Origin of the sequence: Streptomyces sp. RK9, from assembly GCF_045070545.1 — a bacterium.
GTDB classification, from domain to species: Bacteria; Actinomycetota; Actinomycetes; order Streptomycetales; family Streptomycetaceae; genus Streptomyces; species Streptomyces alboflavus.
This window is the reverse complement of the sequence record NZ_CP173703.1, coordinates 371,347-392,572: the sequence shown is the minus strand read 5'-3', so window position 1 is coordinate 392,572 and position 21,226 is coordinate 371,347. Positions and strand designations below refer to the sequence as shown.

At 72.3% G+C, this 21,226-nt stretch carries 14 protein-coding genes; 8 read left to right on the top strand and 6 right to left on the bottom strand.

Annotation, left to right across the window (positions count from 1 at the left end; all coding sequences use genetic code 11):
- Nucleotides 1–68 precede the first annotated feature (68 nt).
- On the top strand, nucleotides 69–2,195 hold the full coding sequence (locus AB6L24_RS01725; protein ID WP_405651183.1) for a hypothetical protein: 2,127 nt from the start codon (nucleotides 69–71) through the stop codon (nucleotides 2,193–2,195).
- Nucleotides 2,196–2,315: 120 nt separating this feature from the next.
- On the opposite strand, the gene AB6L24_RS01720 is transcribed toward AB6L24_RS01725, so the two are convergent.
- Nucleotides 2,316–3,077: a calcium-binding protein gene (locus AB6L24_RS01720; RefSeq protein WP_405651181.1), complete on the bottom strand. Its 762-nt coding sequence runs from the start codon at nucleotides 3,075–3,077 to the stop codon at nucleotides 2,316–2,318.
- 384 nt (nucleotides 3,078–3,461) lie between these two features.
- Here AB6L24_RS01720 and AB6L24_RS01715 point away from each other — a divergent pair, with 384 nt between their 5' ends.
- The 7 genes from AB6L24_RS01715 (at nucleotide 3,462) to AB6L24_RS01685 (ending at nucleotide 10,812) form a co-directional block, all read left to right on the top strand.
- On the top strand, nucleotides 3,462–5,096 hold the full coding sequence (locus tag AB6L24_RS01715; protein WP_405651179.1) for a PP2C family protein-serine/threonine phosphatase: 1,635 nt from the start codon (nucleotides 3,462–3,464) through the stop codon (nucleotides 5,094–5,096).
- Nucleotides 5,097–5,299: 203 nt separating this feature from the next.
- Nucleotides 5,300–5,770: a hypothetical protein gene (locus tag AB6L24_RS01710; protein ID WP_405651177.1), complete on the top strand. Its 471-nt coding sequence runs from the start codon at nucleotides 5,300–5,302 to the stop codon at nucleotides 5,768–5,770.
- Between the two features lie 132 nt (nucleotides 5,771–5,902).
- On the top strand, nucleotides 5,903–6,253 hold the full coding sequence (locus AB6L24_RS01705; RefSeq protein WP_405651175.1) for an STAS domain-containing protein: 351 nt from the start codon (nucleotides 5,903–5,905) through the stop codon (nucleotides 6,251–6,253).
- Nucleotides 6,250–6,741, top strand: a complete 492-nt coding sequence (locus AB6L24_RS01700) for an ATP-binding protein (protein ID WP_087888055.1) — start codon at nucleotides 6,250–6,252, stop codon at nucleotides 6,739–6,741. Before AB6L24_RS01705 ends, AB6L24_RS01700 begins: the two co-directional genes overlap by 4 nt.
- A gap of 109 nt (nucleotides 6,742–6,850) precedes the next feature.
- Nucleotides 6,851–8,101 carry a B12-binding domain-containing protein gene (locus tag AB6L24_RS01695; protein ID WP_405651173.1) on the top strand — a complete coding sequence of 417 codons (1,251 nt, stop codon included), beginning with the start codon at nucleotides 6,851–6,853 and terminating at the stop codon, nucleotides 8,099–8,101.
- Between the two features lie 247 nt (nucleotides 8,102–8,348).
- The gene (locus AB6L24_RS01690) at nucleotides 8,349–9,800 is read left to right on the top strand and encodes a hypothetical protein (RefSeq protein WP_405651171.1); all 1,452 of its coding nucleotides are present in this window, start codon (nucleotides 8,349–8,351) and stop codon (nucleotides 9,798–9,800) included.
- A 133-nt stretch (nucleotides 9,801–9,933) separates the two neighbouring features.
- Nucleotides 9,934–10,812, top strand: a complete 879-nt coding sequence (locus AB6L24_RS01685) for an RNA polymerase sigma factor SigF (RefSeq protein WP_405651169.1) — start codon at nucleotides 9,934–9,936, stop codon at nucleotides 10,810–10,812.
- Between the two features lie 191 nt (nucleotides 10,813–11,003).
- Here AB6L24_RS01685 and AB6L24_RS01680 read toward each other — a convergent pair whose 3' ends face one another.
- The 5 genes from AB6L24_RS01680 to AB6L24_RS01660 all read right to left on the bottom strand — a co-directional run bounded on the left by AB6L24_RS01680 (nucleotide 11,004) and on the right by AB6L24_RS01660 (nucleotide 20,752).
- Nucleotides 11,004–11,459: a VOC family protein gene (locus AB6L24_RS01680; RefSeq protein WP_405651166.1), complete on the bottom strand. Its 456-nt coding sequence runs from the start codon at nucleotides 11,457–11,459 to the stop codon at nucleotides 11,004–11,006.
- Nucleotides 11,460–11,490: 31 nt separating this feature from the next.
- Nucleotides 11,491–11,904 (bottom strand): ATP-binding protein, encoded by a 414-nt coding sequence (locus AB6L24_RS01675; RefSeq protein ID WP_405651164.1) that lies wholly within the window; start codon nucleotides 11,902–11,904, stop codon nucleotides 11,491–11,493.
- A gap of 100 nt (nucleotides 11,905–12,004) precedes the next feature.
- On the bottom strand, nucleotides 12,005–12,850 hold the full coding sequence (locus AB6L24_RS01670) for a hypothetical protein (protein WP_405651161.1): 846 nt from the start codon (nucleotides 12,848–12,850) through the stop codon (nucleotides 12,005–12,007).
- Nucleotides 12,851–12,860: 10 nt separating this feature from the next.
- On the bottom strand, nucleotides 12,861–16,994 hold the full coding sequence (locus AB6L24_RS01665) for a hypothetical protein (RefSeq protein ID WP_405651159.1): 4,134 nt from the start codon (nucleotides 16,992–16,994) through the stop codon (nucleotides 12,861–12,863).
- 2 nt (nucleotides 16,995–16,996) lie between these two features.
- A complete protein-coding gene (locus AB6L24_RS01660; protein ID WP_405651156.1) occupies nucleotides 16,997–20,752 on the bottom strand; it encodes a hypothetical protein in 3,756 nt (1,251 codons plus the stop codon).
- Between the last annotated feature and the right edge of the window lie 474 nt (nucleotides 20,753–21,226).

The window sequence follows — 21,226 nt, the reverse complement described above, 5'->3', positions numbered from 1 at the left end:
TTCCTCACTCCAATGGCGGCGAACGCATTGACCACGGAGGTCCAGCCGTCGACAGCCGGGCCAGATGGGTGATCTCCCTCTGCACAGGCCTTACTTGGTGTATCGAATACGGCATGGCGAGCGTTGATGAAGTGCGTGAGGACCTGTTGCGGTTGTTCGACCGCTGCGAGGACTGGCTGAACGGGCTGCGGGAGATACCGGGTCTCGCGATCAGCGATGTGGAGATCGACGAACAGGTGCACGATCTCCGCGGTCAGCGGAACCGTGCCCTGTCGTCGCTGCTCAATGTGGGGCTGCTCGGCCGGCAGTCGTCCGGCAAGAGCTTTCTGATCAGCGGCCTGCAGAAAGGGCTGCGGTATGAGCGGTTCGAGCGGCCGGACGGGGGCTACACCAAGCAGTACATCGGCATCCTGCCGTCCTCCCCGACCCCGACCACGGCGTGCCCGTCCACGGTGCGGCCGGTCCATGCGGACAGCGGTGTGCACGCGTCGGGGCGGGGACTGCTGCGCGTCAGGTTCGTGGGACGTCCCGAGGAGGAATGGGTCGAGATCGGGACTGACCTGGCCCCGAGTGTCGTCGCGGCCTACGGTGCCGCCGACGGTGACCGGGCCGACCGTCTCCCCGCGCACTATCAGCTGGAAGTCGAGCAGATCGAGCTGCTCATCGAGAACGCGCTGCTGCCCGCCAAATTCTTCGATCTGCCCGGTGCGGAGTCCCCGAACCCCGCGCACGAGCAGATCATGCGCAACGCCTGGGCCGAGGCCGACTGCTTCATCTACGTGACCCAGGGAACCGCGACCCTCACCGCGGGCGAGTTGGGGCTCATGACCGATCTGTACAACCACCACCTGCAGAGCGGCAAGCCGGTGCTGTGGGTGCTGACCGGCATCGACCGCGCCGATCAGCTCGGCAACGACAACCGTGAGGGTTGGCGGTCGGCGCGGGACACCAACAACGCCTATCTGAGCGAGCGCTTCTCGGTGGCGGGCGGGACGGGAGCTGCGTTCATCGGGGAGGGGTTCCTGCCGGTGTCACCGGCGTGGGAAGCCCAGGCGGACCTGGACGAGGCCGAGGGCGATGTGCGGGCGGCCCAGCGGAACCGCAGCGAGAGCCGGATGGCGGCTCTGCGTGACCGTCTCACCGAGCTGATCGAGAACGGCACGGGTCAGTACCACCTGGGGAAGATCGCGGCTGAGACGTTCCGACTGGTCCGCACCCGGCACCGCTCGGTCGCTGATGTGCTCGCCACCCATCAGGTGTCGGTGGAACAGCTGACGGCGGAGCGGGACAACCTGCGGCGCCGGCTGGATGACACGGAACGGTCCGCGGAGAGCATCCGCTCGGAGCTGGAGAGCGAGCTGAACCGTCAGGTCCGAGCCGTCGGGCAGCAGTTCGACGAACTGAAAGCGGTCTTCCGTCGGGAACTGGACACCGTGATCGACTCCGGAAACCTCGGCGCGGAACACCTCGCCGAGATCAAGGTGCGCCAGACACGGCTGTTCAACGAATGGATGACGGCGGAGCAGGGCCCGGCCACGGTCTGGGCGCGGCACGTCGAAGCGCTCGATGCCCGTGCCCGTGTCCTGTTGCGCGGCGCACTGCGTGGTGAGGAGCATGCCACGCGCCTCGTTCCGGAGGCTCCCATCGAGCCCGGCGAGCTGTTCACCTCCCTGGACGAGCGCCGGAGATACGACGTCTACGCCGCGGTTCAGACCGGCGCGGCCGCGGTCAGCATCCTCAGCGCCCTGGGCAGTGCGGGGACCGCCGCGCTGATGACCAGTCTGTCGCTCTCGGCCATCACCGGCGGGGTGGCGCTCGCGGGAGTGGCTGCCGTGGTGGTCACCAAGGGATTGAAGGCCCGCAAGTCCGTACTCGACCAGGCCCGGGACCAGCGCAAGAACCAGCTCGACCAGGAGGCACAGAAGGCCGGTACGGACTTCGCCGCACTGGCCTTGCAGCAGGGGCAACTCCTCGCTGACGCCGTCGCCGACCATGTCGCGGAACACCGGCAGCGGCTACGGGACGCGCTGCAGCAGATCGAGGACCGCATCGAGGATCCCGACATCACGTCCAGCCTCGACCTGGTCGCCCGGCTCGAGCCGGTGGACCGGACGGGCCGCGCCATCCTCGACGACCTGATGGACCTGTCCGCCTCGGCGACCAGCGTCGCGGCGGCTGACTCGAACCGGGAGTGAGCTGGCCCGGATCGCGCGCTGACGCGTGGAGAGGTGTGCCGGGAACGCGATCGCCGGGCTCGCGTGGATCCACGCGAGCCCGGCGAAAGACCGAGCGTGCTTACTGCCGAACGATCAGATTCAGCGCACGTCGACGGCGTCGCCGGTGGCCTTCACCGAGGACGTCGTCGTGTTGCCGGCGAAGGTCCAGCGGTAGCTGCCGTCGACGGAGGCCTTGACCGTGGTCTTCAGGTTGCCCTTGTTGTCGGTCTTCACGGTCTTCACCGCGGTGTAGGCCGTGGTGCCCTTCTTCTTGAACTCCAGCTTCGCGGACTGGCCGGTGTAGCCCGCGTACTTGCCGGTCTCCCAGTTGGCGCGGGTCAGGGCGCCCGTGATGGTGAGCGTCTTGCCCTTCTTGATCGGCTCCGGCGAGGCGTTCGCCGTGAGCTTGGCCTGGCGCTGCACCTTGAAGGAACCGGCCTTCTCGGCCGAGATGGTGTCGATGTCGTTCGCCGTCACCAGGGCGTCGACGTACCACGTGCCGGCCGGGCTGTTGTTGAAGAAGTCCGTGTCCGGGTCGAGCGTGAACTTCGCCGTGCAGGTCGACGTCGTCGTGCTGTCCGCCACGCACTTCGGGCTGCCCTGCGGCAGGGCAACGCTGGAGCCGCCGCCGAACAGCGTGATGTCGGCGCTCTCGATGCCCGAGTCGTCCGACGCGGTCACGGAGACGGTGAAGGTCTTGCCGGCGGTGGTGCCGAGCACGATCGGGCTGCCGCCGTTCACGACGACCTTGTCGACGGTGACGTCGCCGGACGGCGCGGCCACGGCGCCGGGCGCGGCGAAGCCGACGGCGGCCACAGCCAGAGCCGAGCCGAGCACGGCGACGCGAGTGCGGTGTCGCATGGATCCCCCCACGGGATGATGCCGGGTCAGAAGTGGTGCCCGGCGAGAGATGTGAACGCGATGACAATACGGTCTTCACGGCATCTCCATCATTGTGTTGATCGCCACGCGTGTCGCGTGCAACCTTTCGACCCGTGGATGGTCAAAACTCGAAGGAATTTTCGGACTGTCGCCTGAAGTGATCATTCCGCCTGCGCGGTGACCGGTGAGTGTGCCGGAGCCCGCACGTGAGGATTGTGCGGAGCGCTCATCTGGAGGATCGTCGGCGTCTGTGACCGTGCGACGACGAGGAAGGGGTGCGGTCGTTCAAGGAACGAGGGGGGATCGACGGGGTGACGAGAGGGTGAGGGGAACGCGTGCCCACGAGGCACGGCGTTCCGGTACGTGAGGCGAGACACCAGGACCCCGACCGAGCAGCCCGCCGCGCTGGCGGTGAGCGCCGCCCTGCAGTCCGCGCCGTGGCCCCTCCTCCTCGCCGCGGCCGACGGACGCGTCCGATGGGTCAACTCCGCGGCGACCGCCCTGCTCCCCGGCGTCGGCGCAGGCACCTCCCTCGCGCGGCACGCCCCGTCCTGGCTCGCCGACGCGCACGCACGCCGCGACCGTGAGGCCGCCGGCGCGGTCGCCGGACGTGCCCTGCGGGCCGAGGCCGCCGCGGCGGACGGCGCCGAGGGCGTCCTGTGGTGGCTGCGCGACGACCCCGAGACGTACTCCGCGCCGCCCTGCGCTCCGCACCCCGGGAGCGAGCGCGCCCGCTTCCTCGCCGACGTTTCCGACGAACTCTTCACCCGCCCCGACCCCCAGGAGTGCAGGGGGAGTACGGCCCTGCTCGCCGCGCGGCACCTCGCCGACGCGGCCGTGGTCGTCGGCGCGGGCCGGGGTGCGCGCCCGCCCGTGGCCGCCGCCCGGCGCGCGGGCGGGGTCACCCACGGGCGGCTCGCCGGTGACCCCGCCGACGTACCGGGTCTCGCGGAAGCGCTGCAGGGGTTTCCGCCGGTGCCCGCACGCTGGCTGGACCCGGCCGCTGTGCCGCCGTGGCTGCTGGCCGACGCCTTCGAGAAGTGGGGCACCGCGGCGCCGGGCGCGCTCATGGTGACGCCGCTCCCGGGGCGCGGTGCGCCTCTCGGCGCGCTGGTCCTGCTGCGCCGGGCCGGGGCGGAGCCCTTCACCGAGGACGACGAGGCCCTCGCCCGCCTCTTCGCGGCGCGCGCCGCGGCCGCCCTGAACGCCGCGACGCTGCACGCCGAGCAGACGGCTGTCGTCGAACTGCTCGCCGAGGACACGCCGCGGCCCGGCCCGCGCCGCGTCGACGGCGTCGAGTACGCGGTCGGGCATCGTCCCGCGGACGGTGAACTCGGCGTCGGCGGCGACTTCGTCGACATCAGCACCGCGGCCGAGGCGGGCGGCGAGACCCACGTCGTCCTCGGCGACGTGTGCGGCAAGGGCCTGGAGGCCGCCGCCCTGACCGGGAGGATCCGCACCACGCTGCGCGCCCTGCACCTGCTCGAACCGGACCACCAGCGGCTGTTGCGCGCCCTGAACGCCGCCCTGCTCGGCGCGGACCACAGCCGCTTCGCGACCCTCGTGCTCGCCTCGGTCCGCCGCCGCGGCAGCGCCGTCACCCTCCGGCTGACCAGCGCCGGGCATCCGCCGCCGCTCATCGTGCGGCGCACCGGGGACGTCCTCGCCGCCCCGACCCACGGCACCCTCATCGGCGCCCTGCCCGAGGTGTTCACGCGGACGTACGAGACGACGCTGCGCCCCGGAGAGTCCTGCCTGCTGTACTCGGACGGCGTCACCGAGGCCAAGGGCGGCCCGCTCGGGGCCGACCGGTTCGGCGAGGAACGGCTGCGGGCGGCGCTCGCGGAGTGCGCCGGGCATCCGCCGGAGGCGGTCGCCGAGCGGGTGCAGATGCTCGTCGCCGACTGGCTCGGCGGGCGCCGCCACGACGACATCGGCCTGGTGGTCATCGCCGTACCGCGTCGCCGTACCCGCCTGGCCGCCGACCCTGCTCGGTGAGGCGCGCCGAACTCCTGGACCCTGTGCGGCCTGTGGCACCGCTGTGACAGGAGGAGTGGCTTCCGCCACAGCTTGCCGGGGGTGGGCCTGGTGGGGTGGGGCCATGCCCACCGCCGCCCCGCTCCCTTCGCTGCCCCCAGAGGACCGGGGAGCGGCAGCCTCGTTGCCTCGGGCGATGCCTCCTCAAGAGAGGCGGTGAGCCCGTGCTGGTCGGCTTCGGTGTCCCCGCCCTCTGCGCGGTCGGCGCACTCGTCGCCGCCGCGGGCGTCGCCGCGATGGCGCTCCCCGGGCGGCCCCAGCCCTGGCCGGTGCACCTGCTGCGCCGTGCCGCGGCGATGGCGGCCTGCGCGGCCGCGGCGGTCTACTCCCTTGGCTTCTTCGCCGTGCTGACGGCCGACGTGGCGGTCGGCGACGGCGCGAACTCGGTGCCGGGTCCGGTCTGTCAGGACGGCTTCGACGAGGACACGGTCCGCGGCCTCTCCCACGGCCGCGCCTCCTACCTGCCCCTGGGCTACGACTGTGTCCGCGACGACGGCACCGCGTACTCCAGCAGTCCCGACCACGTGTGGATGAACTGGGCGACGCTCTCCCTCGCGCTGTGCGCCGTGGTGCTCGCCGTGGGCGCGGGCCGCGTGGCGCAGGCCCGGGCCCGGCGGGCCGAAGTGACGGCATAGGACCCCCGCGACGTGCTGAAACGTTGCGGCGCGCCAAACGGAAGAGGCCCTACCGTCAGACATGAATTCGACGGGTCCCCCATGGGGTGATGGCCCGGGTGGGACCGCGCCCGGCGGGTCGAAACTGTCGGAATGCAGTGGACGCATGATGATGCGGCGACCCAGTGCTCGGTCGAGATGCACGCCGACGACAGACGTGGGGTGCGGGTGGTGGCGGTGATCGGAGAGATGGACGTCGAGTACGAGCCGGACATCGAACTCGCCCTGGAGGCGACCCCTTTGACGGTCCGTCTGGTCCTGGACCTGACCCGGCTCGAGTTCGCGGACTCCACGCTCCTGAACATCCTGATCCGCACCCACCGCCGACGCGGCCTGCGGATCCTCGGCCCGATACCCGCGCAGCTGCGCGAACTGCTGCGGGTGACGGGCACCCTCGGGTACTTCCCCGTGTGCGACTCCATCGAGGAGGCGTGCGCGCCATGACCCACTCCCCGGACGTGACCGCGCGCGACGCGGCCCGCGGTGTCACGGCGCCGTGCCCGCTGTGCGACCGGGCGACGGTTCAGGGGGCATGGCGCCCCACGGCCGGAGACCGTCCCGCGCTCCTCGCGGTCGACGCCGAGGACTGCGGCATCGGCGGGGCACGCAGAGCCGCCCGCGCCTACGCCGCCGTGCGCTGCCCCGCCGTCGACGCCGCCGACGTGGCGCTCGTCGTGTCGGAGCTGTGCACCAACTCCTTCAGACACGCGACGGGTTGGTGGCGGCTGCGCCTGCACGGGCACCGCGACGGCCTGATCGCCGACATCGACGACGCCAGCGAGCAGCCGCCCGTGCCGCGCCTCCCCGACACCCACGACGGCACCGGCGGCATGGGCATGCTGCTCGCCGCCACGCTGACGACGACGCTCGACGTGTACGTGTACTCCGGCGGGAAGACCGTACGCGTCACCTGGAAGGCGCCCCGCGACTGACGCCTCGGCCCGGGCCCCGTACCCGTCCCGCTCCCGGCGCCCCTCCCGATCCACGCCCGGATCCCGCCCCGCCCCCGAGAACCGCCCGGCCACCCCGTTGGAGATCCCGATGACACCCACGGCCACCGCCCCGGAGGAACGGGCCGCCCCCTGGGCCGCCGCACTCTGGCACGCGGTCATGGCGGGCGACGAGCCCACCGCCGCCGACACCGCCCTGGCGGCACTCGAGGACGGCCTCGACGCCGAATGCGTCCTCCTGGACGTGATCGGCGCGGTGCAGCGGCGCGTGGGCGAGGAGTGGGCCGCCAACAACCTGACCGTCGCCGGGGAGCACGCCGCCACCGCCATCAACGAACGCGCCATCGCGGCACTTTCGCGGGCGACCCGCGAGGCCCCGGCCCCGTACCGGCTCGGCGACACCCCCGCCCCGTACCGGCTCGGCGAGACACCCGCCCGGCACCGCGACGACACCCCGCCCGGCACGTGGGCACCCCCCGGCGCTCACACGCCCTCCAGCCCTCACGCGCCCTCAGGGACCTGGGCCCCCACCGAACCCTCGGCCCCCTCCGACACCCCCGCGCGAGCCCGCATCACCGTCGCCTGCGTGGACGGCGAGTGGCATGCCCTGCCCGCCCGGCTCCTCGCCGAGGTCCTCAGCCTGCGTGGCTGGCGCGTCGACTTCCTGGGCGCGCAGGTTCCCACCGCGCACCTCATCGCCCATCTGCACCGCACGCGCGCCGACGCGGTGGCCCTGTCCGGCTCCCTCGCGACCCGGCTGCCCACCGCCCACGCGGCCATATCCGCCTGCCGGGCCGCCGGAGTGCCGGTGCTCGCGGGCGGCGCCGCCTTCGGGCCCGGCGGGCGCCACGCCGAACTGCTCGGCGCCGACCTCTGGGCCGGGGACGCCCGCACCGCCGCCGCGCGGCTCGCCGAGGGCCCGCCGGTCCGGCCGCCCGGCGCCCCGTCGGCCGACGAACCGCTGAAGCACCTCCTCGACCAGGAGTACACGCTGATCAGCCGCTCGGCACCCCAACTGGTGCGCGCGACCCTCAACGGCCTGCGCTCCCGCTTCCCCGCCCTCCTCGACTACACCGAAGCCCAGTACCAGCACACCGCCGACGACGTCGCCCAGATCGTCGCCTTCCTCGCCGCCGCCCTGTACGTCGACGACTCCGGCCTCTTCGCCGGCTTCGGGCGCTGGACCGCGGCCGTCCTCGCCGCACGCCACGTACCGGTGGAGTCCCTCCTGCACGCGCTCGACGTCCTCAGGGCCGAGGCCCGCGACTTCCCGCGTGCCACCGCGATGATCCTCGAAGCGCACGAGGCGGTGCGGACCTCGGCGGACGGGGCGGGGGAGTGACGACGGCGTGCGGCACCCGTCGGCCGCCGTGCGCGGTCGGCGGTGCGCGGCCGTTCGACCGCTCGGCCGTGCGCCTCGGCACCCGGCATCCGGTGCCGGGCATCCGCCCCCGGCTCCCGGCGCATATGCGGCCGTCCGCCGCGCTCCTGCCCCACGCCCCTAGCCACGGCGCCCCCGGACCGAGCATGCTGCGTGCACGGCACCCGCCACCGGCTCGACGGAGACCACCACCGGCTCGGGGGAACGCATGAGCAGTTCCGCGCACGACCCGGACACCACCAGGACCCGCTGGGCGATCGCGTTCGACGCGGACGGGGGCGAGGCGGACGGCGGGCAGTGCGCGCGGGTCGCGGACGCCGCGCGCGCCGCGGGCGTCCGCGACCTGGTGCTCCTCGCGCACACCGCCCACAACGACGCCGAGACGACCGCCGACGTCGACGCCCGCTTCCACGCCCTGTTCACCGACGGGACGGCGGACGGCGGCCCGGGCCTCGTGAGCGTGCACTGGCCCGGCATGCGGTTCGGGCCGGAGCCGGGGCTCACCGACGCCACCGAGGCCGCGCTCCGCCGCACCTTCCCCGGCCAGGACCAACTCATCGCGGACCTGCGCTCCCTCGTGGACGAACGGCCGCGCCAGTTCAGCGCCGTCGACGACGTGGGCATGCTGCTGCGGCGCCTCGTCGAGGAGCCCCTGCACGCCCCCGCCGCGGCCTACGCCACCGACATGGGTGACGAACTGCTGCCCCAGTCCGACCCGGCGATGCTGTTCGACAGCACCTCGCACGTCTGCGAAGGCTTCGCCCGCGCCTTGGAGCAGGCCCAGGAGGAGGCCGAACGCGCCGAGCAGCGCCCCGAGCGGATCGAGCAGCCGGGACGGGGCCCGGAGGCGCCCACGGTGTCGAAGCACGGGACGCTGACGGAGGCCGAGACCGCGGGCCCCCGCCCCGCCGACGCCCCCACCGACTGGCTCGCCCGTCCCGATCCGCTCACCCCCAGCGCCCGCCCGTTCGGCTCCGCGGAGTCCGAGCGCGCCCTGGACCGGCTGTGGGACGGGGCGCACCAACTGCTGTGCCAGGTCGTCTCGTACGCCGTCAGGCGGCGCGCCGGAATGATCGGCGAGGGCGGGCTCGCCCCCGCCCTCGGACAGCTCGCCGAGGCGCTGCCGGACACACGGATCCATCTCGTCGGCCACGGCGCCGGGGCCCGGCTCGTCGCGTACGCCGCCCGGGGGCTCAAGGAGGCGACGGGCGGGCCCGCTTCCGTGACGCTGCTTCAGGCCGCCCTGTCCCACTTCGCCTTCGCCGCGCACCTGCCGCAGCAGATGCGCGGCGGGGGTGCGCTCGCCGGGGTGGCACAGAGTGTCGCGGGGCCGGTGGTGTGTGCGTACTCGCACCACGACCGGGAGCTGGGGCTGCTGTTCCCGCTGGCCTCCCGCATGATCGGCGAGTCGCCGTCCCTGGTGGGCGCCGACCGGCTGTGGGGCGCGCTCGGCTACGACGGGGTGCAGGGAGTCGACGGCTGCCCCACCCTCACCCTCGCCGACGCGCTCGCCGAGGACGCGCTGCCCAGCTCGGGATACGTCAGCGTCGACGCGTCGGCCGTCGTCCGCGGCGGAGTGCCGCCGCAGGGCGCGCACTTCGACGTGTTCCACCCCGAACTCGCCCGCCTGGTCCTGGCCGCGGGCCGGATCGAGAGGTGACGCACAGGTGGGCGCGCGACCCAATTCCGGATCGTGAGGTGTGGGACCGGGAGCAAGGGGCAGACGCGTCTTGAGTCCCCGGTTCGTGACACGGGGTGCCGTCGAGAGAAGGGTGGATCGTGTGGCTGCCGCGATGGGTGCATGCAGGCCGACAGTGTCCGGGATCCGGTCGACGAGGGCCGAGGCCTGCGTGGAGGGAGAGCTGCCGCTGATCGAAGCACCGTCGACCGTGGAGCCGCACAACGCACGTGTGCTGTCCCGGCAGTTCTTCGACCGCCTCGCTGTCCTCGAAGAGGGCACGCACGACCACCAGTACGTGCGCAACACTCTGATCGAGATGAACCTCTCGCTCGTGCGTTACGCCGCCTCGCGCTACCGGGGCCGCGGCGACGAGATGGAGGACATCGTCCAGGTCGGCACGATCGGCCTGATCAAGGCCATCGACCGGTTCGACCTGTCGCGCGAGGTGGAGTTCGCCACCTTCGCCGTGCCCTACATCGTCGGTGAGATAAAGCGCTTCTTCCGCGACACCAGCTGGGCCGTGCACGTGCCGCGCCGACTCCAGGAAGCGCGCATCGAACTGGTCAAGGCCACCGAGGAGCTGGCGACCCGGCTCGACCGGGACCCGACCACCGCCGAGCTGGCCGAGCTGATGTCCCTGTCCGAGGAAGAGGTCATCGAGGCCCGCAAGGCCTCCAACGGCTACACCTCCACGTCCCTGAACGCCGCGCTGCTCATGGGCGGCGGCAACGACGACGGGGAGGCGGCCCTGGCCGACTTCATCGGCGAGGAGGACGCCGCGTACGAACTCGTCGAGGACTTCAACAGCCTCGCCCCCCTCATCGGCGAACTCTCCGACCGCGACCGGGAGATCATCCACATGCGGTTCGTGGAGGAACTCACCCAGGGCGAGATCGGCGAACGCCTCGGCGTCTCCCAGATGCAGGTGTCCCGCCTCCTCAAGCGCATCATCGGCCGCCTGCGGGCGGGCCTGATGCCCGCCGGAGTCTGACCCGGAGACCACCGGCGCGACCCAAAACGCGACCCAAAAGGATAGATCCCGCTCATCCGGGAAACCCGGCCCATGGTGAGTCCACCGACCGGGCTGCTCCCGGGAGAGTTCGGAGGTGAGCTCCCTGCCTCTGCCCCCGCAGTCCGAAGCGGGGGCAGAGGGATGTCCGCCGCCGGGCACCGGCGCCCGGCTCACCCCCGAGAACCTTCGTCGATGGCCTGCATCGGGTCACCGCCCGGGTTCCACTTGGCCAGGAACGCCGCCTGGCGGCCGAGGTCGACGAGTTCGACACGGGCGCCGATGCTGTCCACGCGGTGGTAGGCGAACGGGCGGCCGTGCGGGCAGCCGGAGAAGTCCGTCGGCAGGCCCTGGTCCCGCAGGCGTCGCGAGCCTTGCTCGACGTCGCTGGACCAGAAGCCGATGTGGTCGAACCTGGCTCCCGCCGAGGCGTCCCACGGGCTGCCCGCGGGGCCTTCGATCAGCTCGATGAACGGCGGCCCGCCCGTGGTGAAGACGATCCGGAAGTCCCACTCCCCGATCCGGTCCGATGCGGGGGCGCTCCATTCGACCCCGGCCGCCAGTTGGAAGTCGCGCATCGCCCGTTCGATGTCCGGGACCGCGAAGCACACGTGGTAGAAGGCTGTCATCCGACCATGATCGGGTATGGCGGTGCGGCGCTCACCGCTCCCCGGCGTGCGGCTGCGGCACCGTCGCCCAGACGTTCTTGCCCCCGGGGCGCCACTCCACCCGCACGCCCTCGGTGAGGCCGCGGACCAGATGGAGGCCGAAGCCGCCGGGGCGGCCCGGGTCCAGGGGGAGGGTGCGGGGTGGTCGGGTGCCGGCGTCGCGGACCGAGACGGTGAGGCCCCGGGCGTGGTGGCTGAGGCGGAGGCCGGTCACCCCGCGTGCGTGCCGCAGGGCGTTGGTCACCAGCTCGGACACCACGACGAGCACGGCGTCCCGGTGTCTCTCGTCGTCGTAACCGGCGGCTGCCATGAAGTCCTGTGCCATCGCACGGGCCTGGGCCGCCGACGTCGGCGCGTCCCGCCCCCACTCCCGGCACACCCGCTGCTCCCCTGGGGAGTGCACCACGGCGACCTCCCGTCGTTCTGCGGCTCCTGGACACCGTTCGCTTGCCCGGTTCCGGCGCCCGTACGCGGGTGTCACCCAAGTGGACGACGTGAGTCCGGAGCTAGCCGCAGTCCGACCGGGGAGTCGGCCGCGGTGTGCTCCCCGAGTCCGCCTCCTGCGACGTGAGGACCTGGACCCGCAGGAAGCACTCGACCTGCTTCACGGTGTGGAAGACGACCATGTCGTCCGGCCCCGACGGGCTCTGCTTGCCGCCGGCGACGAACAGCCCGACGAGCAGCGCGCCGTGCACCGGACGGCCGTCGATCACCGTGTCGATCGGGACGAACACCGGCGCTCCCGAGTCGCCGAAGTCCGAGATGTTCTGGCCGCCCTTCACCCCGCGGGCCAGCCCTCTGGTGCAGCGCCTCGGCGGATCCTTCTCGCACTCCACGCCGTCGCTCAGGTGCCGGACCGTGATGTCGCAGACCAGCTTGGTGACGTTCCCGCTGACGCACACGGTGGAGCCCTGGGCGGGCGCGTCGACCTTGCCGAGCACCCGGCGGGCGACCGGTGAACCGGCCGGGCCGCCGTCCGTCCAGAGCGTGGGGGCGTACGTCTGCGGGCTGTCCGGCGTGCCGGTGATCAGCCCGAGGTCCGCCTTCTCCTCGAAGGCGGCCTGCGAGAACGAGCCGTACGTGTACTGCCCGGACGTCACCTTCACGCCGGTCAGGGCGTTCGAGCAGTGCCCTGCCGTCGCCATGGCGCGCTTGCCGTCGTCCCAGCGGCGCACGGTGAACCCCGACGTGCAGCCGAAGTCGCCCTGGCTGCGGTGGACGACGAGGTCGGCGCCGCCCCGGTGCGGCTGCGGGTCGTTGGCCCGGCTCGCGGGCGCGCCCGAGGTGGGCGTCGACCACACCAGAGCCGTCATCAGCGCGGCCGCGCAGGCCGTGATCGCCTGTCTGCGCATCCCGGTCCTCCTACAGTTCGAAGTCGAGCCGGCCGAGGAGGCCGACGGTCATCCCGAAGCAGTCGGCGTGCACGAGGCGGCGGGCCGCCGCCACGGGTTGGCCGTTCACGGTGACGGTGTCCGTGGCGGTGTCCTTGTCGGTGCGGTACAGCTCGTACTCCTGCACGAGCAGCCGGTAGAGGGTCAGCAACTGTCCGCTGGGCGCGGGAACACCGCCGCTCCACACGAAGCCGCCCGCGTCGGCCTGGCAGACGAGGTCCACCGGTGCGGCCGCCTGCTTCCAGTCCATGTCGTCCTCGCCGAGGCTCGCCCTGCTCTGCAGGGTCACCACGACGCGCCGGCTCGCCGCCGCCGCGACGGCCCCGGTGCCGCTGATCTCGCCGAGTTCGTTGAACGTGGCCGGACCCGTCAGCTTGATGTCCAGGCGGTCGTCCTCCCGGTGACCGGTGAGGGTGCGCGGCGGCAGGACCTGCGCGAACTCCGCGACCTCGACCTTCGACAGGTGCAGCGGATCCACCGAGTACGGCTGGTAGCGGGCCAGGGCCAGGCGCAGATAGGGGAAGTACGCCGTGGCCCCGGCGCCCGCGCCGAAGTCCACATCGATGTCGACGTACCAGAGCTTTCGCTCCTGGTGGTACTTCGGCGTGAAGGCCACCGCGTCGACGAGGACCGGCGCGGAGTCCGGCGACTCGGCGAGACGCAGTCCGGTGGGCCGGCGCTCCGCGTTCGGGAAGTGCGCCGCCGACGGTTTCGGCAGCGGCGGGGTGCCGGACCACACGGGGTCGACGCCCCAGCGGGTGGCGAGGTGGTCCCCCAGGTCGGTGCCCGGGTCGAGCACCACGGCGAGCATCTCGTCGTCGCCCGAGGAGAACCAGGGCCGGTTCAGATAGACCCGCAGCCCGGCGGTCGTACGCCGCTGGGTGACCGTCAGGCGCTGGTGGTCGACGGTCCGCCCCCGGCGGAAGGTCGGCACGACGTACGCCACGACCGGCGGCTCGGGCCTGCGGGAACTGGGCACCGGCAGCGGGGCGTTCGTCGCGCCGACACGGATGACCTTGTCCCGGTCCTGCGTGATGCTGGGGTGGAAGTACTCGCGGAAGCGGGTCACGGCGGTCGGTGTGTAGCGGACGTTGCGGTGCCGGGTGTCGCCGAACTCGTGGGTGCGGTCGACCTGTTCCACGTCGTCGGCGTACTCCAGGGTGATGTCCTCCAGGTGCGTGTGGCCGTCGATGCGGGTGGGCGCGGGCTGGGTGACGTCGTCAAGCCACTCGCTCCAGTGTGCGTCCAGCTCGACGTGGCCGCTGCTCTCGGCGTGGCTGGTCAGCTCGCCCGTCAGCCGGGCGGCCGTCTGCTCGGCTTGCCGGGCGGACCCGAGCTCGCTCAGCTTCGGCGGGTGCACGGGCTTCTCCACGGCGTGCACCAGGGTCAGTTCGACCCACGGCGTGAGCATCCAGTTCTCGCCGTCGGCGCTGGCCCGCGTCACGAAGTCCTTGTCCCGCTCCGGCAGCTCCGTCCAGAACTGCGAGCCGGTCAGCAGGTTCCACTGCCGCAGCAGCGGCAGCTTCGCCGCGTCCACGTAACAGCTCAGGCGGACCGTGGCGATCTCGGCCTTGGGCAGGAACACCTCCAGGACCCGCTCGATCAGGCCGTCGCGCCAGCGCGGCTCGCGGTCGCCCTCCAGGATCCGCAGCTTGAACGGCTTCGCCTGCGGCCACGGCCCGGGGAAGGGGATCTTGCGGTTCTCCCGGTCGCCCGGCAGGCCCCGCAGCATGACGCCCTCGGCGAGGACGTCCGGGAGGTACGGCAGGATCAGCTGATCGGAGTCGTGCACCACGAACTCGCCCTGCTCCAGACCCGCGCCGCGCCGCTCCAGGGGCAGCGGCGTGACGGGCAGCGGATCGTGCACGTCGTGCTTGGCGATGTGGATGCTGTCCTCGCGCAGCAGGTCGTGCTCCCGATACGGCCACTCGGGGTCGCGCACCACCGTGTCCAGGAAGGACCCGGCCTCGCGCGAGGCCACGGTGAAGTACTCCTCGCGCAGCCGCTCGGGCTTGCCCGCGCCGAACGCGGCGTCGAACACGCCGTGCTCCTCGGCCATCTGCAGGGCGGTCTTGGGCGGCGCCAGATGACGTTCGGCGATGGCCTTGTACCGCCGGTCGAGGCCGTCGACGTCGGATTCGCGCTCGTGGTCGGGGACGTCCGAGCGCCACAGGACGTACTCGTCGGTGGAGACCTCCCGGCCGTCGTCGGTGACCGTGCTGCGGATGACGAGCCGTTCGGTGGACTCGCCCTCGTTGAACGGGAGGAGCGGGATCACCACCGGCTGCGGCACCGGCTCCCAGCGGCCGTACGTGATGGCCTGAGACTGCGCCGTGTCCGGCGTGCCGGCCGTGTGCTCCAGGCTGTTGCCCGCCAGGTCGACGACCCGGGCCCGCATCCGGTACGTCCGGCCGTAGCGCAGCGCGGGCAGGGAGCCCGGCTCCGCGGTGAACTTGGTGTCGAGGGGCACGTCCGGGGAGACCGGCGGATCGGGCTCCTCCGGGGTGTCGCCCAGACCGATGGTGCGGCCGGGACGGGGCGCAGCGAGGCTCCAGCCGTGCCAGCCGAACACGGCCTGGTGGCCGTAGAGCTGACGGTTGTCGGCCCCGTCCTTGGTGACCACGCTGGCCCGAACGGTGCCCTCGTCGGGGCGCACCTGGATCTCGACGGGCGGCTGCCCGGGCCTGCGGATCGTGTAGCGGCCCCGGCGCCGCAGCAGCGACCGCCACTGCGTCACCAGGCCGGTGGCCGGGTCGACGGCGCCGATGTCCACCCGGTAGCCGCGCACCAGGTTCTCGGCGGTCAGGTCGGCGTCCGCGGCCGTGGTGCGGCGGCGGACGTCGGCACCGATCAGGCCGGCCAGCTGCCGGTCCCGGTCGGTGTGCAGGAGCGTGATGCCGGAGCCGCGGGCGGCGGGGGTGCCGGTGCCCGTCACCTGCTGGGCGACCGAGCCGATGCCGCCGGGCAGGTCGCCGGTGTGCAGGTCGTCGATGGAGCGGGCGTAGTCGACGTGCTTGAGGGCCGCGCCGTCCACGTCCAGCTCGGTCAGGTGCCAGGACTCGGGGTCGCCGAGGTTGAGGACCCGGCCGGTGAGCGCCCCCGGGGTCTCCTCGGCGGCCTCGAAGACGCTGCCGCGAGTGAACCGGATCCTCGTCCAGGGGCGCCTGCCCGGGGCGTTGAGCTGGGCGTCGCCGGTGACGCTGTCGTCGAACGCCACCCGGACCTTCGCCCCGTCGGCCACCGCCGAGGGCATCGTGAAGCGCAGGTCGACGACGAGGCCGAATCTGCGCTGCAGCTCCGGGTAGTCCCCGATGAGGCCGCACGCCTCGTGGAAGTCCACCCGGTGCTTGGGCAACTCGGCGAGCGCGGCGGGTTCCTTGCCGCGCTCGTAGAACCGGGCGGCCTCGGCGAGGGGCAGCATCCGCTGCCTCTCCTCGGCGGTGTAGTACGGGCTCGTGCGGTCCATGAAGCGAGGCTCGTGCTCGGGCGCGGCGGCCCGCGGCCCGTCACCGTGCGGATCGAGCGCTTCCGCCACGGCCTCGAACCCGGTCTTCACGTTCCTGCCGAGGTCGAGGACCTGCTGCGAGATGATGTCCGCCATCCGGTACTTCGAAGGAAGCTCCCAGCCGCGGTGGTCCGTCGGCGGCTCCTCGCACAGCATCCGCTCCTCACGGGCCCAGTGCGCCCCCAGCCTGCTCCGGGTGGTGTGCACGGCGACCGCCTCGTACACCCCGGTCACCTCGTCGTGCACGAGCTTGCCCGGGTACGAGCGCAGGGTGCGCCGTTCGGCCGCGGCGAACGCGGCGGGACTCTCGGGGCGCCGGACGAAGGTGTCGCGCGTGAACAGGGCCTGCCACAGCGTGGCGTCGGCCGCGGGGTAGCGGCCGGTGGGCTGCCACTGCTTGACGGTCGTGCCCTGCGGGGTGTCGAACTCCAGCCACAGGGCGGGCAGCAGCCGGGCCAGCTTGTCCGGCCAGTTCACGAAGTACGCCGAACCGGCGAGCGTGTCGATCCCGGTGAGGCTGGGGCTGACGAGGACCGACACCCGCACCGCGTCGCCCTCCACCACGCCGTCCGGGAGCACCGTCCATCGGATGCTGTCCATGGTCACGCCACCTCCGCGAAGGCCGTGCAGTAGTCGAAGACGGGGTCGACGCGCGTTCCGGTCACCGGGTCCACGTAGGGGGACATCAGGTCGGTGAACGTCGGCGGGGCGATGCCCGGGGCGGCCGTGCCGCCGGCGAGCGCGAACGCCGCTCCGCTCCCGGCGAACCGCTTCTCGCAGCGGATCGTCACCGACGTCTCGAAGAAGCCGATCTCGATGCTGATGGTCAGGCTGGCCCGGCCGACCGCGTAGCCGTCCTCGTAGCCCAGCTCCAGATAGAGCTCGATGGACGCCGAGACGATGCCGAGGACGTCGACCTCGCCGCGTGCCCGGAGGTAGCCGACGAGCTTGACCTTGTTGCGGGCCGAGCCGGGGCCCCCGGTCAGTTCGAGCCGGAAGTAGATCCCGGCCATCACCGACAGGCTGCCGCTGGCCACACCGAAGTTCATGGACACGGCGGCCCCGAACTCCAGGGCCGCGTCCAGGACGGCGATCTCCTTCGGGCTGAGCACGATCCCGAAGTAGCCGCCGCCGCCCAGCATCGACACGGTCAGCCGGAACGGTGCCTCGCGGCGGCAGAAGGAGAACCCGGCCTGCAGCGGTGTGTTGCCGATGAAGGGCACCGAGAGCGCGGCGTTCAGGGAGATGTTCTCCAGGCTGAAGACACCGACGGCGGCGTTCGGCAGCTGCATGGAGAAGTGCGCGTGGATGCCCGAGCCGTCGACGGTGATCGCCGGCGGGTCGCTGAAGCCGTCCAGCGGGATGATGTTCCGCAGGGTCTGGACGAACGCCAGGTTCCCCACGAAGTCGATGCCGCCGAACTTCACCTCGACGTCGGGCTTCTGCCCGGCCCGCATGCCGAACCGGATCCGGTCGAACTTGAGCACGATCGCGTCGAAGCCGGGGACCATGCGCAGCTGGAACTTGTCCAGCGTGCAGGACACGTCCGCGGCCTGGGGCACGTCCGGGCGCAGCGAGCCGCGCAGGTCGGCGACCAGCGTCAGCTTGCCGAAGGGCCAGAACACGGCGTGTTCGGGGTCGGTGGGCGTCGGCTTGTTCGGCGACCAGGGCTTGATGTCGGGCTGCCACTCGAGCTTGGAGTTGACGACGTCCGGCAACTTGGCGCCGAGCGCGGCGAGTTCGATCGCCTTCTTCAGGGCGAGCGCCTGGCCGACGGCGCTGTCCCAGGTCGCGGCCTGTTCGGCGATGCGGGTGAGCAGCTGCCGTACGCCGGTGTCCACGGCGGCGGGCAGGGCGACGCGCAGCGCGGTGAGCGCTTCGGAGAACGCGTTGAAGGCGTTCTCCACCTCGCTGATGGGGATCGGGTCGGGGTCCTGCTCCAGATGGCCGGTGATGTACTCGACGAGGGTCTCCGCGAACAGCGCCGCGGCGTCCGTCACACGGATCACCTGGTCGGCGATCTCCGGGAACTGCTCCTCGACCGAGGCGAGCAGGTCCCGCAGCCCGCGCAGGTCGTTGAGGAATCCCGTGACGGCGTTGACCGTCGCCGTGAAGAAGTTCGGCGCCCTGAGGTTGTCCAGGCCGATCTCGCTCATGATCTCGGTGAGCGGGAACATCCCGAACAGCTTCGCCTCGGACAGCTTCGCGAAGAAGTCCTTCGGATTGAACCGGCCCTGGGCGAGGTTGGCCCACTTGTCGATGCCGGGGCCCGCGTCCGCCTCGGGTCCTGGCGGAGGGGTGGGGGTCGCGGCGACCGGCCCGGTGACCCGGGAGAGCCCCGCCACCGGGAAGTTGGGCTGGGCGAGCGCACCCGCCGTCTGGCCGCCGTTGCGGAACGTCAGGTCGACGGGCTCGGCCAGCTCGATGAACAGCTGCGCCTTGTTCGCGTCGGTGAAGGCGTGGCTGACGTACGGCTCGGGATAGAACACCGACTGCGTTTGGTCGCCGCCGGGGCCGGTGGTGAACTGGCTGAGCGCGGGGACGACGGCCCGCGCCCAGCGCACCGTCGGCAGGAACCGGGGGTGGTCGGTGGGGTCGAGGGCGAGGATCGACGGGGTGGTGACGGCGCCCCAGACGAACTGGCCGGTGGGCAGTGTCGTGTCGTCGGGCTTGTGGCTCGGCGCGTACGCCACGGACTGGCCGCGCACGTCCGCGACGACGCGCCGCACGTCGGCGTCCGCCAGGTCCAGTGGCTCGGGCCGTCGCGTGTCGTCGATCAGCCCGTGATAGTGCTGGATGATCTTCTCGACGTCGGCGGTGTTCTCGTGCACCCGCTTGCCCACGAACGCCATGGGCGTGGCGAATTCGAGGACGCGGCCGTCGACGTCGACCATGCTCACCTGGAACCGGAACGGGTCTTCCGTCAAGGTCACCGGAAAGAAGGCGAACTTGTCGTTGGGGTCGCCGCCGGGCGTGGACAGGTCCGGGATCGGCTTCGGCGGCAGCAGGTCCGGCGTGACCAGGGTGAGCAGCCGCACGCTGGTGAAGGGGAAGAGCCTGCGCAGCCGCTTCTGGTCGTCGTTGTCCGCCGTCGAGCCGTAGGCCCGCACCGGCTCGCGGACCATGATGAAGAACCGCTGGTTGAGATAGGCCGCGTGGTCGGGGCGGGCGTGGTCGAACTTCCGCTCCGTGACCTTGACGAGGTCGGCGAGGTGACCGAAGGGGAAGAGCCGCCCCCGGTACATGACGCGCACGTAGTGGTCGCGGCCCATGGAGGCGCGGTGCCGCCACTGCGTGACACCGAAGTTCGTGGGCGGCCGTTCCCACACGCCGAGGGAGTCCAGCCAGCCGCCGAGAGACGACAGGATGAGGTTGTCGACCTTCACCGGCGCGGGCGTGAAGCCGCCCGGCAGGTTGGTGTTGGAGCTGAGATGCACCACGGAGGAGCGGTCCGTGCTGGTCAGCGGCATCGTGAACTCGCTCGGGCGGTCCAGCGGGCGCGGGTCGGCGGGGTTGAAGCCGGGGTCGCGCGTCCACACCGCACGGGCGTCGCCCGCCGGCATCCGGGTGTGCCACAGCTCGATGCGGCCGTCGGCGTCGGGCAGTTCGGTGGTGTGCGTCCAGGTCGCCGTCTGGGGCGGGGACAGGAGCAGCCGGTAGGGGAGTTCGATGCCGGTACGGGGGTCGGCGGGGTCGGCCAGGGGGTTCTCGGGGCCGGGGCCGAGGGCGGCTGCTCCGGTGGACGGCACGGAGGGCTCCGCCGGGGCGGGCGCGCTGCGGAGGCCCGCGGCGACGGGACCGTGGGGGCCGTGACGCGAGGAGAGTTCCGCCATGGTCCGGGCCAGCCGCAGCGCTTGGAAGACGTCGTCGGGCCGACTGGTCACGGCCTGGCGCAGTCCCGCGGCGACGGCGGGTTCCCGGGCCGCGTCCACGACCCGCAGGGGCAGCGTGCGCATGGCGGTGAGCAGCCCGGATTCGGTGTACGGGATGACGTCCTGGGCGCCGACGGCGAAGACGAGGACGCTGCGGCCGCCGATGCGGGAGGCGACGGGCGGCGGTTTGTGCGGCTCGCTGCCGCCGCGGCTTTCGGGTGCGCTGGGTGCGTCGGGTGGGGCCGGGGCGGTCGGCGGCTCCGGTTCCGGGATGCCCTCGCTCACCTCGAAGAAGGCCTGTTCGGCGACGTGCTGGGGGCCGAACGTGACGACGAGGTAGCCCGGTTGGGCGGGGTCCTTGCGGATCAGGCGGCGGGGCCCGACGAGGGGGCGGTCCAGGCGGAGCCCCTGGAAGAGGAAGTGAAGGTCGAGCAGGTCGGTGGCGCGCAGGAGCCGGAAGGGCTGGGGTGACGGTGGCACGGACATGCGATTCCCCCGTGGGACATTGGACGTGGGACGTCGGCAGGACCGAGGCCCACTCGAACCGTGTGTCGGGTCAAAGCGTGTGACGGGCGTGGTCGGGGAGCTGTCTCAGGGCGTCGGCGAAAAGGTCGACCGCCGTGCTCGGGGAGACGCTCGGTGAGGCGTGAGGGCGCGGAGCCGCGTGGGCCGGAGCGGGCACGCGGGTGCGCGGAGACGACGTGGAATACGTGGAATACGTGGAGTACGTGAAAGACGAGGCAAGCGTGGTGGGCGCGGTGGACGCGGCCGGGTGGGAGGCCGCCGGAGCGGACGTGAGGTGGGGCGAGTCCCGTGCGGGGGGACCGGCCCCGTGACGGGTGGTTCCCTTTTCTGCAACACGCTTTCTATCGCACGCGCCCGGCTGTCGTCTCCGCCGGTTTCGGCCGACTCGTACGGCCCGGAAGGCGTACGACCGGGGGCGTCACGCACGTGGCGACC

What these genes read in the sequence shown, in the direction of transcription:
- AB6L24_RS01690 (WP_405651171.1), top strand. Translation starts at nt 8,349, where the DNA reads ATGAGCAGTTCCGCGCACGACCCGGACACCACCAGGACCCGCTGGGCG.
- AB6L24_RS01660 (WP_405651156.1), bottom strand. Translation starts at nt 20,752, where the DNA reads ATGTCCGTGCCACCGTCACCCCAGCCCTTCCGGCTCCTGCGCGCCACC.
- AB6L24_RS01665 (WP_405651159.1), bottom strand. Translation starts at nt 16,994, where the DNA reads ATGGACAGCATCCGATGGACGGTGCTCCCGGACGGCGTGGTGGAGGGC.
- AB6L24_RS01685 (WP_405651169.1), top strand. Translation starts at nt 9,934, where the DNA reads ATGGGTGCATGCAGGCCGACAGTGTCCGGGATCCGGTCGACGAGGGCC.
- AB6L24_RS01720 (WP_405651181.1), bottom strand. Translation starts at nt 3,077, where the DNA reads ATGCGACACCGCACTCGCGTCGCCGTGCTCGGCTCGGCTCTGGCTGTG.
- AB6L24_RS01670 (WP_405651161.1), bottom strand. Translation starts at nt 12,850, where the DNA reads ATGCGCAGACAGGCGATCACGGCCTGCGCGGCCGCGCTGATGACGGCT.
- AB6L24_RS01705 (WP_405651175.1), top strand. Translation starts at nt 5,903, where the DNA reads ATGCAGTGGACGCATGATGATGCGGCGACCCAGTGCTCGGTCGAGATG.
- AB6L24_RS01695 (WP_405651173.1), top strand. Translation starts at nt 6,851, where the DNA reads ATGACACCCACGGCCACCGCCCCGGAGGAACGGGCCGCCCCCTGGGCC.
- AB6L24_RS01700 (WP_087888055.1), top strand. Translation starts at nt 6,250, where the DNA reads ATGACCCACTCCCCGGACGTGACCGCGCGCGACGCGGCCCGCGGTGTC.
- AB6L24_RS01680 (WP_405651166.1), bottom strand. Translation starts at nt 11,459, where the DNA reads ATGACAGCCTTCTACCACGTGTGCTTCGCGGTCCCGGACATCGAACGG.